Below are 16402 nucleotides of genomic sequence, written 5' to 3'. Positions count from 1 at the left end.
TTATTCAGCAAATATACTTAGAGCATAGAATATTCAGCTTGACTTTTATAGTAGGGGATAGGTGATAGAGTTTATACTCATTCCATAAGGGATTTCCAAGAAATACGTTATTCATCTTGTGGGGTGGGATGGGCCGGACAGCCCGCCCTCAGGAATGGACGGGTGAGGACACCCAGCCCACAAGAAAATTTTGGATATTTTTTTACTTGGAAGTCCCTAAATCAACCCCTCAGACTGAAAGTGAGGAGTGGGGAGTAGGAAAAAGTGATTTTGAGGTACGGATTTTGTTCAAAAATCAAATATGAGGCCTCTATAACTACTCAGCATTGACATCGATAGACAAGGCTAATTGATAGACTTCTCGGCGGGAAAGCGAGGTAAAGTTGGCTAGTTGACGGCTCGCTTGAGAGCGAGAGATTCCTTGGCTAATTAGCTGTTGCAATTCGGTTTTGAGTTGTATCTCGGTTAATAAAGTTTGGGTGGCTGGGGTTCCGGCAACAAGTAAAGTATATTCACCTTGGGGTTCTCGTTGTTGGTAATGGGCGATCGCCTCGGCAATTGTACCGCGCCAAAATTCTTCGTACAATTTAGTTAATTCCCGCGCCAGCACAATTTGGCGTTCATCCCCAAAAACTGCTGCTAAATCTTGTAACGTATCTGTTAAACGATGGGGCGATTCGTAGAAAATTAAAGTACGGGATTCTGTTTGCAAAGTTTCTAGATGTTTCCGTCTTTGCTGTGCTTTTGGTGCTAAAAAACCTTCAAACGTAAATTTATCCGTTGGTAAACCCGCCGCACTCAAAGCGGTAATTGCCGCACTTGCACCGGGAATTGGTACTACTGTTATTCCTGCGTCAATACAAGCTTTAATTAATTCATAACCAGGATCGGAAATACCAGGCATACCCGCATCGCTAACTAAAGCGATCGCTTTACCATGATTTAAATGCTCTAATATGTCTGGGATACGACTATTACGATTATGTTCGTGATAACTAATTTGGGGCGTTTTCACTTGAAAATGTTGGAGTAATTTCCCTGTGTGGCGTGTGTCTTCCGCAGCAATCAAATCTACTGTTTGCAAAATTCGCACCGCCCGAAAGGTAATATCTTCTAAGTTGCCAATGGGTGTGCCAACAACGTAAAGTGTTCCTGGTTTGGAATTGTCATTTGTCATTCGTTATTCGTCATTAAATACAGCATTGGTACTATCTGGTGACAAATCTAAAATCGCATCGGGGATTATTTGTTGGTTTAGTAACTTTAGATTTGATATATCTTGCTGATTCTGCCCCTAAAAATAATCAGAAGATGGTGGCTGCTGACTATACTGTAGCAGCAGGTGGCCCGGCTACGAATGCGGCTGTAACATTCACTCATTTAGGTAATCAAGCAAAAATTTTGGGTGTGGTTGGTTCTCACCCAATGACGCAACTAATTCGCACTGATGTAGAAAATTATAGAGTAGCGATCATAGACCTGGAACCCAACAAACTCACCCCACCACCTGTCTCTTCAATTATCGTCACCCAAGCAACGGGTGAACGGGCAGTAATTTCCATTAATGCAGCGAAAACTCAAGCCAGCGTCGCATCTATCCCAGCCCATATTTTGTCAGATATTGATATTGTATTAATTGATGGACATCAAATGGCAGTGAGTAGAGCGATCGCGCAAACAGCCAAAGCTAATCATATCCCAGTAGTGATTGATGGTGGAAGTTGGAAACCTGGCTTTGAGGAAATCTTGCCTTTTGTAGATTACGCCGTTTGTTCAGCAAATTTCCATCCTCCCGGTTGTGAAACAGAAGAACAAGTTTTTGATTATCTCAAAAGTTTTGGCATTCCTCACATTGCTGTCACTCACGGTGAACAACCAATTGCATATTTAACTATCAATCAAATTGGCACGATCAACGTACCGCAGATTCCAGTAGTTGATACACTAGGGGCTGGAGATATTTTTCATGGTGCTTTCTGCCACTATATATTAAGTGAAAATTTCACTGATGCTTTAGAACAAGCCGCCTATGTCGCAGCTAGTTCTTGTCAATTTTTTGGCACACGTCGCTGGATGGAGTAAATCAATGCAAGATTTAGCAGAATTATTAGCGATCGCTCGTGATATCAGCTGGGGTGCAGCCGATATACTACACTCTTATTATCATGGCACTGCTCCAGATGCAAATCTGCAAGTAGAATACAAACAAAATGAGCCTGTCACTCTTGCAGACATCGCCGTTAGCCAATATATTTTGCAACGATTACAAACAACTTTAGGTGAAGAAGATTTTGCTTACATCTGCGAAGAGACTTACAAATTACCATTAAATCAAGATGCTTCTAAGTTAGTGTGGGTGATTGATCCTTTGGATGGTACGCGTGATTTTATTGATAAAACTGGAGACTATGCAATTCATATTGCTTTAGTTCAAGAGCATCGCCCTATTTTAACAGTTGTAGCCGTACCAGAAGCAGAGAAGATATATTACGCAACCATTGGTGGTGGTACATTTGTGGAAACACCAAAAGCATTGCAACCTATCAAACTTACATCAGACAAAGAAATTGAAGATTTAACTTTAGTTGTGAGTCGTTCTCATCGCAACGAAAGGTTAAATTATTTACTACAACACTTGCCTTGTCAAAGTCACAAAAGTGTTGGGAGTGTAGGTTGCAAAATTGCTACTATTTTGGAACAACAAGCAGATATTTATATATCGCTTTCTGGCAAATCTGCCCCTAAAGACTGGGATATAGCCGCACCAGAATTAATTTTAACTGAAGCTGGTGGTAAGTTTACTCATTTTGACGGCAGCCCTTTGCAGTATAACACTGGTGATATTAATCAGTGGGGAGGTTTGCTTGCCAGTAATACGAAATATCATGAAAACTTATGTGATATCGCACAGAAACTTTTGTCGGAGGTAGACAACTTAAAATAACTTTGTCTAGTAAACTTAACTGGAGGGCAACTGTGATTTTCCAAGTTATTCCATAGATAAATTTAAAGACTTGTCATATCAAAAAACTATTGGTGACGCAGCTTGGAGTGCAGTGGCTAAATTTGTCATGAAAGCAATAACCAAAAAACCAAGAAAAATCAATCTACTAAAAGTAATAAATCCATATAATATTTAAAATTTAAATGATTAAATTCAGCATATATACTTAAAAAATTCCGTTGTATTCACTGAAGAATGTAAAGTTTTTTTCAGTAATTGATAATTTTGATTCTTGGAAGGTTGTGTTATACTTTGGCATATAAAGATTATTTTCGGTTGAGTAACTCGTTTTGATTTTGAAAAGCGTCTCTCCGAATCTAACTCTCTACACTCCCTGAATTCGGAGACATTATATGTCAATTTACGTCGGAAACCTGTCCTACCAAGTCACTGAGGACGACTTGAGAATGGCTTTTAGCGAGTACGGAAAGGTAAGTCGCGTTCAGTTACCAACTGATCGTGAGACTGGCCGTTCTCGTGGTTTTGCCTTTGTAGAGATGGAAAGTGAGTCACAAGAGACTGCTGCTATTGAAGCACTTGATGGTGCTGAATGGATGGGTCGTGACTTAAAAGTTAACAAAGCTAAACCTCGTGAAGAAAGAAGTCCTTCTCGTGGCGGTGGCGGTGGCTGGGGCAATAATAATCGCGGCGGCGGTCGTGGCGGTCGTTACTAAACTTTTGAACTAAAAATTTAACATCCAGAGTCTCCAGCAGGTAAGCCAAAGGCTCATTTCTGCTGGAGTATTTTATTTTTCTCTAAGTTCGGCTATTCATCCACATAAGGGAGGAATGAGAATGACGCAAGTAGTCTTGGGGGAGAACGAGGGTATTGATTCAGCTTTGCGAAGATTTAAACGGGAAGTTTCTAAAGCTGGAATTTTCCAAGACATGAGAAAGAAGCGTCACTTCGAGACACCGCTAGAAAAACAAAAGCGTAAAGCAGTTGCAAGACATAAGCAAAATCGCAGCAATGGTTCTCGTCGCTTCAAGTAACATTTCTCAACTTTTATTTGGTTAACTAATCTTTAGAATTAAGCAGAGATTAATTAACATAACCACTTGTAGTAGCACTAAGAATTAAAAAATAGTGCTACTACGCTTGTATATGGGTATTTATATTAGGCAAGAGGCAATAGGTGACAGGTGACAGAGTTGAGATTTATATAGTTAAATTTATTTGAACTAACCTATTTAATAATCTGCAATTATTTCCTAGGCAAAATTTCCAGCCATAATAATATATGTATCTTCTTGTACACTCACAAAATATTATCTCTACCCTAATTTGAGCATCTTGGCTCTGGATTTTCAGAAAAAATGCTGCGTGTTTATCATCTTTTCCTGCTTGTTGTCTTGTTACTTTTAGCACCTTTGGGGTTCAAGTTTGTTCTTCCCTATTTTTTTCCAAACAAGGTAGAACAAAAGAATTCTGTAACTGCGCCAACTTCAAAAACTTCTCCTTTAATTTCGCCGGGAGCTTCCTCTAACTCAATAGAGGGAAACATTTGGCAAAAAATTCTAGGTAAAAATCCTATAGCTCCGCATGGTTGGCAGATAGCTCCTTGTCAAGGCAATGCACCTTTATTGTGTGTTTCCTCCAAAGGCGAAGTTTTGGGTACTGTGGAGATTGGTGTTTATCAAGTCAGCAATAATCCCAATTTTCAAAAGGATCTCCAAGAAGCGGGTGTTCCATTTGGCACTCAGTTAGATTATAAAAATCCCAGCAACCAAACTAAGGTTCTATCAGCTTTGAAAGCTTGGGTTGCTTATTACTATACCTCTTTGTTAAAAGACCGCCAAAAAGGTTACGGCAATAAAATTTCTTTTTCAACTCACCCTTTAGAAGAAGTATCAGTAGGAAAATTGCCGGGGGTTCGTTATGGTTTTACAGGTATTAAACAAGAAGGTGGATTACAAGAGCAATATATTAGTCATGTTGCTTATGATGGCAAAACACTTTATGTAATTAGTACTTCTTTCGATCCGGGTGCAGTTACAGGCAAGTTTGAGAAATTAGAGAATCTGTTAATTTTTCAGCCTTATTATTATGCGATCGCTGAAAATTTAAATCTCTCAGTTATTAATGGTAGTTAGCCATTACTATAAATAATAAAATACCCGATTTATTCAATAAATCGGGTATCTGAGCAGCAAAATTTGTCCAATTTAAATTTCAGCTACAGCCCGTTCAATTAAGCGACGTGCTAGAGTTTGTGTGCCTGTATGCTCGTAATAATTAGTAGACACATCTAAAAAAGCTGCCAAATAATCTAACTTGCTATCGCTAACTTCCATGAAGTTTTGTAAGTGTCCAACAACATTTTGTGGTGTTAGATTATGACTCACAACTAAGCCATTCATCCAGCCTTTAACCGAATCAAAACTTTCGCCGATAAAGTTGAGTTTACTGCCAGCATTGTTGCCAGGAATGACATCCTTAATTCCTTGAAATGTGGAGTTTTGTTCTAGTTCTTGGGGATTAGTTTGACTAACTAAAGATAAGGCTTTGCTAATAAAATCTGGGCCTAAAGGTATCAACCCATCAATACAAACTAAAGCCGCCATTCTGATGAGTGATTCGCCACTATATTCGCCTAACGAAGCGACAAAATCGCCGATGCTGTCTCCTGGTATGCCATTAATTTGACAGAAAGCGACTAATTCAGCTACTAGTTTTAAACACAAATCAATTGTTTGCGCCTTATCGGGTTTGGGTGTAACCGAGTTAAGAAAACCTAAAAGTGGAATTTTTTCACCGACTTTATTAGCCAAAGCTGCTGCACCGAGAGCTTTATCTGTGTTGTCAACAGTTTGATAAAGCCACATAGCTCTTTGATAACCTTGAGAGCGATCATTATAAAGATAAATCGCTCGTTCACCAATTTGTTGAATTAACTCTTCGTCAGTTTCACCAGTGACAGTTTTAATAGTATTGACGAAGCCAACAGTATTTTGCCATTCACCAGGAGCAACAAAATCCAAAGCTTTCAATACAGATACAGTTAAACCACCGGTTGGTAGTTCATCAACTAATTCAAAAATTGCTTTGCTCACAAAAATCTCCTGACTGCGAGTTTTTTATCTAAATATTTTGAGTGCAGATTACTTGAGTTTTGCTAATCCATCAAGATTAAATTTACTAATCCAGTCAGCGCGATCGCTAGATGTAAATGATTTATCACGAGATTGTACTTTTACTTGATAATTTCCAACTAAAACCGCAGTACCAGTTGAACCTTGTTCTACTGCTGGATAGCCATCAATTTTTTTGGTGCTTTGGGAAAATTTAGCGGCTGCACTAGGCGTGCTGGTAGTATCAGAAATCGAAAGTACAGCTACATTTTTACCATCTTTTTTCAACGCTGCTTCCGCAAAACCTTTTTTCTCTTGGGTATAGACGCGATTGTAACCACCGCCCGATTTGGGAAAATATTTGTTAAATTCACTTCCCTGAGTTGCCGTTTTAGCAACTGCTTGACCACTTTTTTGTCTGGTGCTTTCTTGTTGTACTTGGTCGAAACGTCCAGGTGTTTTAGGACTACAAGCTGTTGTCAGTAACAATACTGAGAGCAATACAACAGCTATCACCTTACGCCCACGATATAAATTCATGTTTTGGTTCCTCATGCTTGAGCTTTGAGGCAATTATCAGCGCAGCTGCCAACTTTCGCCACTAAATTTACTTTTTGATAACTATTGTAGATACCAAGAGAATAGGGATTAGGGAATAGGGAATCTCAGAGTAGCCTTGATACTATGGGAAAAAGGGATTCTAGTGTCTATTCACTGGTGATACTATTACAACAATTTGTTAAGCAAGCAAATGAACATTGATGTGGACAATCTCACTTCAAAAAATTCTGTCATTCGAGCCATACATACTTCTATCAAAGGCAGAGCTAGATATAAAGTCAGAGGATTACATAATTCCCTAGCTCTCAAACAGTATCTCGAATTTAGATTGTCCAAAGCAGAAAATATTTTTCAAGCTAGTGCTAATCACTTAACAGGTAACGTTTTGGTGCTGTTTCACCCAGATGTTAACTTACAAGCGATCGCCTGGCTGTTGCAAAATATGGTTTTAGACTATAGAAGGGATATTAGACAATTACCCCCCAGCACAGCACCAAAATTTACTTTAGCGAATGTAGTCTCTACTAAAAATACAGTCTTAGACAAGCCCATAAATCAATGGCGTAGCCAACTAGTACCAGCATCGGTGGCTTTTTCTTCCCTCACCTTCGGTACAGGATTGATACACAGATATGCTTTAGATGCAAGTATTTTATTAGCAATTCAAAAGCTGCACACGCCCCTGCTAGACAGCATCATGGTGGCCATTACTGCTTTAGGACAACCACCATCATTAGTGTTGACTTGTTTAGTATGGGAAACTAACTTGCTATATCGTCAGCGTCAAACACAAGCAGCAACCTTTGGTATAGCGGCTGTTGGTGCTATCAGCTTAAATTACTTACTCAAAGAACTATTTGTCAGGACACGCCCTGCATTATGGGATCACATCATTAATGTCAATCATTATAGTTTCCCTAGTGGTCATGCAATGGTGTCAATGGTGGTTTACGGGTTGATGGGATATACCCTAGCCGAAGAATTTCCCCAATGGCGCAAGCAGATTTTAGCCTTGAGTGCTGCTTTAATTTTGGCAATTGGTTTTAGTCGGCTTTATTTGGGAGTACACTGGCCGACTGATGTGGTAGCTGGCTATGCCGTAGGTTTAGTGTGTTTAACTGCTTGTATAGTTAGCCAGACCTTACACGAAAGTTAAATTCACACTTTTGTTAAGCTGAGTTTTTCATCAGAGAGTATGGTTTAATTAAAACTTCTGCCGGAATTCCCAATGAAGAATACAAACACCGAATCATTTCTAGCGTTAGCGGTTTTTGGCGACTCAAAACTTCTTCAACCTCTCTTTGGCCTCCAATAATAGACTCTAAATCCTGCCCAGACAAGCCACGGGATTCGAGATAATATAAAATTGCCTCAATTGGGTCTGGTGCTTCAATGGGATAATGTCGCTGTTCGTATGCTTCCACCAACGTTGTTAAAATTTCTAATAAATCGCACTCCGGTGTATTTGGTTGTGCATCAAATAATCTTTCAATTTCATCAAGTGCTGCACGATAATCAGCTTCGTTTCTGATGGGATGGGGTTTGAGCATATATCTTTTTTCCCCTGTTATAAAGAGAAAACATATAGCAAGACTAAATCATTTCGTGAGAAGCTAGATCCCCAACTTCTTTGAGAAGTTGGGGATTTGGAGAATTTATTAGGACTTACGCAAGAACCCTCTCGAACTCTTATAACTTCGTGTCCTTTGCGCCCTTTGCGGTTCGTTTTTTCAGAATTTTGCGTAAGTCCTGTATATATGAAATGTTAATTAATAGTTTAATTCCGAGACGCTATCACCGCATAAAAGGGATCTCCGCCAGCAATACCCATCCACTTTAAAATATCGGGTACTGCTGACTGGCGAGAAATTACTTCAGGTTGAGTAAATCCTGGTACTGAGTTGAAGTAACGTTTAACTAATTCAACTCTTGCGGCTTCGGAAGCATCACGCCAAGCTTGAATTGCTTTTTGAAAGAACATCCGGTTAGAAAAACTAATAATAGCAACGCCCCCGGGTTTGAGGATGCGGTGAATTTCCGAAAAGATTGCTTCTGGATATTGGATGTACTGTACGGAAACACAAATCACCACAGCATCAAAATCTTGATCTAGTAGAGGTAGCTGGGGATTTGCGTTGATATCTTGGACAAAGTAATGATTCAAGCGGGGATTTCTGGCTAATTCTTCGGCGTTGAGTCCATGTCCTTCAACATGGGCAAACTGAATTTCATCTGGCAAATGAGATACCCAACTGCTCATCATATCAAGGATGCGGGTGTTGGGTTTGAGGCGATCGCGGTATAAATCTGTTAGCTGTTGAATAAATCCATCATCAACATGAGTCACAAACCGGGGATAGGCATAAAATAGCTTATCGTCTGTCTCGTCTAATTTTTGGCGTTGATTTGCTCTGAGCATCATAAAATATCTATTTGAAAATTTTTTTTACAAAAATTATTTCGTACAAGTCATCTGTTACATATTTTAATAAAAGACGTTTGCATAACTCTGCCCATAAAGAAAGAGAATTTTCCAACTAATGGTGTCTAAAACTCACTTCATCCAGTCTATTTGGTGGCAATTTCGCGTATCAGCAGCTTTTCCTTACCTGAGTTTGTTAGCGTGGTTCATACCTTTATTACTCTTCACATCTGGGCAGAATAGCGTTATGGCCCATGATGAAGGGTTGTATGCGTGGCGTGCTAGGCAAATGTTTGATTCTGGTGATTGGATAGCACCTTGGGGGACGGTGCATCATAAAACCCCCGGCTCTTATTGGCTAATTGCCAGTGCTTACAACATATTTGGGATGAGTGAAGTTAGTGCGAGAATTCCGAGTGCGATCGCCGGGATACTTTGCTTATTATTAATATATGAAATTGGCAAAATTTTCATTGGTAAAAAGTTAGCTTGGTTAGCAGCAGTAATTTTACCTGTAGAATTTCTTTGGCTACAATATTGTCGTTTAGGTACGCCAGATATGCCAATGATATTTTTAGTATTGTTGGCAATGTTTTCTTTATTAAAAGCAGAATTACACCCTAAATATGCGAACATTTGGCGATTGATTGCAGGTTTATGTTTAGGCTGCGGCTTTTTAGTCAGAAGCTTTATGATTGTTTTACCAGCAGCAGCACTATTACCTTATTTAATTGGTGAACATCGCCGCCACCGTCATCTTACTAGCCCTATTTTATATGTAGGTTTAATATTAGGTTTTATTCCGACTTTAATGTGGCTGTGGTTTAGCTGGCAACGCTTCGGTAGTGGAAGTTGGGATGCTTTATTGCAGTTTGTTTTACAATTAGGCTCAAAAGAACGTGGTGGAAACAGCATAATTTTTTATTTTTGGAATATTCCTTTAAAAGCATTCCCTTGGGTATTTTTTAGTATTTTGGGATTGGTTGTTGCATTTCGCCGTCCCATCCGTCATTATCATTTATTACTAGTTGGATTCCCTATCGTTTTATTTATAGAACTCAGCATTTTTTCAACGCGGTTATCACACTATAGTCTTTGCCTTTATCCTTTTATGGCAATGTTGGCAGCTTTAGGTTTAGATTGGTTGGGCAAGGTTTACGATAAGACAAAACCACAGACAAATCTTCCTCGTAATTTGAGTTATGGCTTTGGTGGATTAGGTATTTTACTTTTTATAGCGGGTATATGCGTTTTAAGTTGGGGTAATGCAGATATCTACAGATATGCGGTTATTGGCTTGATTATTGGGTTGAGTTGGTTAATTTTACCTGCGGTGTGGGTTGATCGTCATCACTTAGGTTATGAATTTCTTACAGCACGTTATTGGCTGGCTGGTTGGTTGATTCCTTGTTGGCTGGCTTTAGCTGTAGCTGGAAGTTTGGGCTTAATAGGTGATTATAATCCCGCTTTTAGAACGTTTTTTCAACAAAGAGCGATCGCCTCAATTTTGCAAACTTATCCCATTTACTTTGTCCAGGTTGAGGGAAAAAACGCCGTCTTACTGAATTTTTACACTCCCATTCAAGGTTCTAGGTTAAACTCAATTTCTCAACTACCAGCTTCTAGCTACGCCTGGATTTATTTAAAAAATCCACCAGATTTATCTCGCTGCCATCGTGTTCTAGGTACAGTGCGAGATTATCAGTTAATTCAAGTTCTTCCTTAAATTTTTGGAGAAGATTACGAATAAACCATAAAAAAGTGGCGATATAAAAATTAATACTGCCACTTTTTTGTTAAGAATTTGTTCTTGAGATTGCAGTAATCAAATTAGCTAGGCAAAAGAGCGTCTTCATCAATTAAACTCGCTCTGCGGAAATACGAAGCTGAATTTAAGGCCATTGATTTGCAGTATTCCGCACATTTGCGGCAAATTGCAGCGCAATACATCATTTTAGGATCTTCATTCATTTGGTCGCAAGCCATTGCCGTGCGATCGCACAATTCGGCACACAAACTACAAGCGTTACCCATGAATTCAGAACCATCATTCATCATGTTGATGCACATCATACACATTTCGGCACAGTCGCGCATCATGGACATCATAGCCATATCTAAATATTTACCCCGCTGGTCTTTGCAGTATTTCAGGGTATCAATACAAATAGTGTGACATTCGATGCAGCTTTGTTTGCCAGCTTCTAATGTAGTGAGTGTAGGTTCAATCATCATATAAGTAACTTCCTAAAATTTTAAATGCTGGGAGATAGGTGCTTAATTACAAGGTAGAACTTTATTTTTATCACTTCAATAGATTGTCAAATTCCTGCAAATAGAAGGTCACTAAATCTATGATCTTGTAGGAAATTCAGCTATGTAAAACAAAGAGCCTCAGCTAAAACTCTGAAAAACTAAGGCTGGAGAATGTTCTGTTTTTGGTGAAGCATGAATTATGAAAGCTGATTCCCCACCTTAACGCGAGACAATGATTGCTGCTTTTTCGGTATATTTACTCATCTCAATCCAGTATGCACTAATTGAATTTAGAGGTTTTTGGAGTCAGCTTTAATTTAGAGAAATCCTTATCCAGTAAAACTTTTAGCCATTTTAATCAGCCAGAATTTATTGATAAAAAATTTGCTATAGGTATATATTCTCTAAAATTAGCAATGTCAAGATATCATGACTTAGTTACAATATATTTCATGATTGAGTCAGCAAAATCACCATCAAACAATGAAATCTTTTCAAGAAAGTTTCTCTGTTAGACTGAATGGAAATATGAAGGACGAGCATTGCCCGTCCCAAAAAACCAACAAAATCATCCTATTAGTAAGTATTTTTACTGCTGCTCTTGATGAGGAACTTGATCTGATAAACGTTTTGCCAGATTAATAAAATCAGAAGGGATCATAACTAAGGTAGTGGTGTTATTTTCTGCGCCTACTTCTGTGAGCATTTGTAGTCTTCGTAATTCCAAAGCGGCGGGATTTTCAGCAATGAGTTTAGAAGCTTCTGCTAGTTTGATTGATGCTTCTTGTTCTGCGGCTGCTTTAATTATCCGAGCGCGCTTTTCTCGAATGGCTTCTGCTTCTTTGGCCATAGCGCGTTGCATAGCGGTGGGAATTTCGACATCTTTCATTTCCACCCTTTCAATTACAACTCCCCAAGGTTCGGTAATTTCGTCTACGATTTCTTGAACTTTGCTGTTAATTTTGTCGCGGTTTTGTAAAACATCATCCAAAATATTCTGTCCGACAACATTTCTTAAAGTTGTCAGAGCAGTTTGATAAACAGCAATTTGGTAGTTTTCTACTTTATTAATTGCTTTTGAAGGGTCAAGAATGCGGTAATAAAGCACAGCATTGACTTTAATAGTAACGCTATCAGCTGTCACGGTTTCTTGTGGTTCTATAGTGACAGTTTTGGTACGAATATCAATTTGACTTTTTTGCTCAACGAGAGGAAAAACCCAGTATACGCCAGGGCCACGGACACCATTAATTCTCCCTAAACGAAAAATTACCCCACGCTGATATTCTCGGTCTAACTTCAATCCAGATACAGCGAAGACGAGTAAAAACGTCAAAAATGTACCTATAAGTGTACCCATATTATTTGCAATGATTGGGTTTAAATATGCCTATTTTAGTCTTGGGATAGATGTGAAAATAGCAATTATGTAGAAAGTGCAACAGAAAATTAGGATTGTTTTTCCTAGTCCTAGCGATCGCAATTTGTAAACAATAGATGCCAGTTGGCTTTGTCAAGGCTGTGGCTAAATTCAGCAACTGGATATATCATGGAAAGTTGCTATGTAAAATTGAAAAGTCCCAAAAAATTAAAAATTCCTAACACTTCTGGCCAATAGTGCTAGAGTTTCAAAAATCTGTCAAAATTTTCAGCGGGTATCAATGCTGAAGCAACTCAAGAAAAACCAAGTTCCTTTAATTATTGGCGCGGCAGTGTTTGCCTTTTCCGCTGGGGCAATGGTCTCAGCACCAGAAATTGGAAAAACATTAAGTCAATGGCTCAAGCTGGATAAAAATCAATCAGAACAGCTATCAGACGCAGCCAAGGTAAAATCGGCTGTATTTCCACTGGTGTCTAAATCTCCAGTAGAACGGGCAACCCAGCTAGAAGCGATCGCCAAAGGATTTGCTTCAGCAGACCGCAATCGCGCCCGTTATCTTTTAGCTAGCGATTTAATTGAAACCAGAGACGCACAACCAGCCCTTGATTTACTCCAAGGTCTAGAAAAAGACTACCCGGTTTTAGCTCCTTATATCTTGCTAAAACAGGCACAAGCGCAAGATATTTTAGGTGAAGCAGGTAAAGCTTCGGATTTACGGCAAAAAGTTTTAAAACTCTATCCCAAAGACGCAGCAGCAGCGAAGGCGCATTATTTAATTGGTCAACCAGAAAATCAAAATAAAGCGATATCTCAATTTCCGTCTAATCCCCTCAGTTGGGAAATTATTCGCAAGCGGCTGCAAGAAAACCCCAATCAGCCACAATTAAAATTAATTTTGGCGAAATATGCCTATAACCAAGCTGGCATAGTCGGCATATTAGATCAGTTAATCAAACAGCCAAATCTCAAACCCGCAGATTGGGACATTATCGGCACAGCTTATTGGGATAATAATCAATTTCGTAAAGGGGCGATCGCCTATTCTCAAGCACCAGTAACGGCTCGCAACCTTTACCGCATAGCCCGCGGCTTGCAAGTAGGCGGACAAAGCCAAGATAGAGAAAAAGCGATCGCGATTTACAAACAAATAGTCCAGCAATTCCCCGAAGCTTCCGAAACAGGAACAGCATTATTACGTTTGGCAGATATGGCCAAAACTCGCAAAGATGCCATACCTTATCTCAACCAAGTTATTACTCAATTTCCCGAACAAGCTGCAACAGCATTAGCCACCAAAGGCAAAACTCTAGAAAGTCTCAAAGATGCTAAATCTGCTCAACAAACGTGGGATTTATTGATTAGCAAATATTCTAAATCAGACGAAGCAGCAGAGTATCGCTGGAAAATCGCGCAAGATAAAGCCAAAGCAGGTGATTACGTTACAGCTTGGGAATGGGCACAACCCATTGCGATGAATAATCCCAACAGTATTTTGGCTCCCAGAGCCGGATTTTGGGTAGGTAAATGGGCGATGAAACTTGGCAAACAACAAGATGCCAAAACATCTTTTGAGTATGTCATTAGCCAATTTCCTTACTCTTATTATGCCTGGCGATCGGCAAATATTTTAGGGCTAAATGTTGGCGACTTTAATAGTGTGCGTCAAATGAATCCAGAAGTAGTAGCGCGCCAGCGTCCAATTCCTACTGCTGGTTCAGACACCTTTAAAGAACTGTATTTGTTGGGTCAAGACCGTGATGCTTGGTTACAGTGGGAAACAGAATTTCTCAATAAAAAGCAGCCCACAGTTGCCGAACAATTTACTGAAGGATTGATGCAACTTGCCAGAGGCGAAAATCTTTCGGGAATTGACACAATTTCTAAGTTGGAAGACCGAGAAACACCCCAAGAACAAACAGAATATCAAGCTTTAAGTAAACAAATCACTTATTGGCAAGCTCGCTATCCCTTTCCTTATCTCAAAGAAATTGAAAAATGGTCTAAAGAACGCCAACTTAATCCTCTATTAGTTACTGCTTTAATCCGCCAAGAATCTCGGTTTGAGCCAGAAATTAAATCTGTTGTTGGTGCTACAGGGCTAATGCAGGTAATGCCAAGTACAGGACAATGGATAGCTTCAAAAACTAACTTAGATAGCAAAACAATTGATTTAACCAATCCTAACGACAACATCATGTTAGGTACTTGGTATTTAGATTATACCCATCAGCAATATGGCAATAATTCATTATTAGCTATAGCCAGTTACAATGCAGGCCCTGGCAATGTTTCTAAATGGCTCCAAACTCTTCCCAAAGAAGACCCCGATGAATTTGTTGAAACAATTCCGTTTGACGAAACTAAAAATTATGTGCGGCAAGTTTTTGGTAACTACTGGAATTATCTGCGACTATATAATCCAGAAATTTCTAACTTAGTAGCGAAATATTCATCAGCACAACCAAAATTACCAACCCAATAATTTACAATTTCATTATATAAATACTCCACTTTAAATTAAAGTGGAGTATTTTTTATCAAAGCATCAACCCTAAAATACAACTACTCTATTCAGCTATAGCTGTAAACTTGAAAATTGCAGTTATTCTACAACTTTCTTGATTTCATCTTTGATATTTTCTGTAGTGTGAATCACTTGAGCTTCAGCTTGTTTAGCTTTACCTTCAGCTTTATCTGAGGGATTTCCTGTGATTTCGCCAACTACTTCTTGCAGTTTGCCTTCAATGTTTTTAGCAGTAGCTTCTATTCTGTTCTCAATACTCATATTTTTTCCTGGTTATTTACTGTAACTAATGAGAAACTACCAAGATTAGCTAGTGAGTACATCTATCATGGGAATGAGCAATTAAAAAATATTTTTTACTCCTTAAGATAGTTGACGTTTTATATCGTAAAAATCTAATAAATAAAAAATACTCTCTAGATTAGACAATTCAAATTAAACTCAAAGGATTAATATAAACTAAATATATAGAAATCCGGTTTGATTATTGGAATTATCTGCGTAGCCTGTGATTAGGGGGTATGAAAGAGTGATTTTGTGGGTACAGATTTGGTTCAAAAATCAAATATGAGTCCTATATAAAATTAATTTTATGAATAAAAATAGTTGTAGATAAAGTTAATAATATTGCTAATTTAGTAAAGGTGAATAAGGAATATACGTGGGTAAGAAGCCGAAAAAGAATGTTTGGTTAAGTGAGGTCAATGATATTATTCGTGGTGCTTGTGGAGGTTTTTTATTTGGTGTCCCATTGCTTTACACAATGGAAGTGTGGTGGGTTGGTTCACAGGCAAAACCGCAATTAATCATGATGGCGATCGCCGTAACTTTTATTGTTGTTTTTTTACTCAACCGCACTGAAGGCTTTAGAAAACGCAAATATACTTTAAAGCCATACGAAGCGTTGACTGATACCATAGAAGCACTAGCTATTGGGATAGTTTGTTCTAGTTTTATCCTCTTCATCTTACGAGAAATCACATTAGCTACACCCTTACGAGAGGCTTTAGGAAAAATAATTTTTGAAAGTGTACCTTTTGCCTTAGGTGTATCATTAGCTAATCAGTTTTTAGAGGATGTTTTAAAAGTAGGGGACTATTGTAAGAAAGCTCACAAGGCGTATGCTGAAATTTGTAGAAAACAGCACCTTATGAGCGAATGTCTAAAGCATACCGTAGCAAT

17 protein-coding genes are annotated in these 16402 nt (G+C 38.7%); 9 read left to right on the top strand and 8 right to left on the bottom strand.

Annotated features, from left to right (window positions below; all coding sequences use genetic code 11):
• Positions 1-316: 316 nt before the first annotated feature.
• The gene (gene rsmI, locus H6G69_RS28700) at positions 317-1177 is read right to left on the bottom strand and encodes a 16S rRNA (cytidine(1402)-2'-O)-methyltransferase (RefSeq protein WP_190692522.1); all 861 of its coding nucleotides are present in this window, start codon (positions 1175-1177) and stop codon (positions 317-319) included.
• Positions 1178-1215: 38 nt separating this feature from the next.
• Between rsmI and H6G69_RS28695 the strand changes: the two genes are divergently transcribed.
• The 5 genes from H6G69_RS28695 (at position 1216) to H6G69_RS28675 (ending at position 5098) form a co-directional block, all read left to right on the top strand.
• Positions 1216-2082 (top strand): PfkB family carbohydrate kinase, encoded by an 867-nt coding sequence (locus tag H6G69_RS28695; RefSeq protein WP_190692521.1) that lies wholly within the window; start codon positions 1216-1218, stop codon positions 2080-2082.
• Positions 2083-2086: 4 nt separating this feature from the next.
• A complete protein-coding gene (locus tag H6G69_RS28690; protein WP_190692556.1) occupies positions 2087-2944 on the top strand; it encodes a 3'(2'),5'-bisphosphate nucleotidase CysQ in 858 nt (285 codons plus the stop codon).
• Between the two features lie 413 nt (positions 2945-3357).
• On the top strand, positions 3358-3678 hold the full coding sequence (locus H6G69_RS28685) for an RNA-binding protein (protein ID WP_190692520.1): 321 nt from the start codon (positions 3358-3360) through the stop codon (positions 3676-3678).
• A gap of 121 nt (positions 3679-3799) precedes the next feature.
• Positions 3800-3997 (top strand): 30S ribosomal protein S21, encoded by a 198-nt coding sequence (rpsU, locus tag H6G69_RS28680; RefSeq protein ID WP_190692519.1) that lies wholly within the window; start codon positions 3800-3802, stop codon positions 3995-3997.
• A 324-nt stretch (positions 3998-4321) separates the two neighbouring features.
• Positions 4322-5098, top strand: a complete 777-nt coding sequence (locus tag H6G69_RS28675) for a hypothetical protein (RefSeq protein ID WP_190692518.1) — start codon at positions 4322-4324, stop codon at positions 5096-5098.
• Between the two features lie 72 nt (positions 5099-5170).
• On the opposite strand, the gene H6G69_RS28670 is transcribed toward H6G69_RS28675, so the two are convergent.
• On the bottom strand, positions 5171-6058 hold the full coding sequence (locus H6G69_RS28670) for a hypothetical protein (RefSeq protein ID WP_190692517.1): 888 nt from the start codon (positions 6056-6058) through the stop codon (positions 5171-5173).
• 48 nt (positions 6059-6106) lie between these two features.
• Positions 6107-6616: a hypothetical protein gene (locus H6G69_RS28665; protein ID WP_190692516.1), complete on the bottom strand. Its 510-nt coding sequence runs from the start codon at positions 6614-6616 to the stop codon at positions 6107-6109.
• 211 nt (positions 6617-6827) lie between these two features.
• Between H6G69_RS28665 and H6G69_RS28660 the strand changes: the two genes are divergently transcribed.
• Positions 6828-7793: a phosphatase PAP2 family protein gene (locus H6G69_RS28660; RefSeq protein WP_190692515.1), complete on the top strand. Its 966-nt coding sequence runs from the start codon at positions 6828-6830 to the stop codon at positions 7791-7793.
• Positions 7794-7806: 13 nt separating this feature from the next.
• On the opposite strand, the gene H6G69_RS28655 is transcribed toward H6G69_RS28660, so the two are convergent.
• Both H6G69_RS28655 and H6G69_RS28650 read right to left on the bottom strand, forming a co-directional pair.
• Positions 7807-8187 (bottom strand): type II toxin-antitoxin system HigA family antitoxin, encoded by a 381-nt coding sequence (locus H6G69_RS28655; protein WP_190692514.1) that lies wholly within the window; start codon positions 8185-8187, stop codon positions 7807-7809.
• A 227-nt stretch (positions 8188-8414) separates the two neighbouring features.
• Entirely contained in the window at positions 8415-9059 is a 645-nt protein-coding gene (locus H6G69_RS28650; RefSeq protein WP_190692513.1) for a class I SAM-dependent methyltransferase, read from the bottom strand.
• 118 nt (positions 9060-9177) lie between these two features.
• Between H6G69_RS28650 and H6G69_RS28645 the strand changes: the two genes are divergently transcribed.
• Positions 9178-10785: a glycosyltransferase family 39 protein gene (locus tag H6G69_RS28645; protein WP_190692512.1), complete on the top strand. Its 1608-nt coding sequence runs from the start codon at positions 9178-9180 to the stop codon at positions 10783-10785.
• Positions 10786-10889: 104 nt separating this feature from the next.
• Here H6G69_RS28645 and H6G69_RS28640 read toward each other — a convergent pair whose 3' ends face one another.
• On the bottom strand, positions 10890-11294 hold the full coding sequence (locus H6G69_RS28640; protein WP_190692511.1) for a four-helix bundle copper-binding protein: 405 nt from the start codon (positions 11292-11294) through the stop codon (positions 10890-10892).
• Between the two features lie 610 nt (positions 11295-11904).
• Entirely contained in the window at positions 11905-12675 is a 771-nt protein-coding gene (locus H6G69_RS28635) for a slipin family protein (RefSeq protein ID WP_190692510.1), read from the bottom strand.
• Positions 12676-12976: 301 nt separating this feature from the next.
• Here H6G69_RS28635 and H6G69_RS28630 point away from each other — a divergent pair, with 301 nt between their 5' ends.
• Positions 12977-15178, top strand: coding sequence for a transglycosylase SLT domain-containing protein (locus H6G69_RS28630; RefSeq protein WP_190692509.1), 2202 nt, complete (start codon positions 12977-12979; stop codon positions 15176-15178).
• A 120-nt stretch (positions 15179-15298) separates the two neighbouring features.
• On the opposite strand, the gene H6G69_RS28625 is transcribed toward H6G69_RS28630, so the two are convergent.
• Complete coding sequence (locus tag H6G69_RS28625) at positions 15299-15481, bottom strand: CsbD family protein (RefSeq protein WP_190692508.1); 183 nt, start codon at positions 15479-15481, stop codon at positions 15299-15301.
• Positions 15482-15881: 400 nt separating this feature from the next.
• Here H6G69_RS28625 and H6G69_RS28620 point away from each other — a divergent pair.
• The coding region (locus H6G69_RS28620) for a DUF2391 family protein (RefSeq protein ID WP_397327019.1) at positions 15882-16402 on the top strand (521 nt) is incomplete at its 3' end.

Source organism: Nostoc sp. FACHB-110 (genome assembly GCF_014697425.1).
Taxonomy (GTDB): domain Bacteria; phylum Cyanobacteriota; class Cyanobacteriia; order Cyanobacteriales; family Nostocaceae; genus Nostoc_B.
Note: the sequence above shows the minus strand (reverse complement) of the source record. Positions and strands in the feature narration are given on the sequence as shown.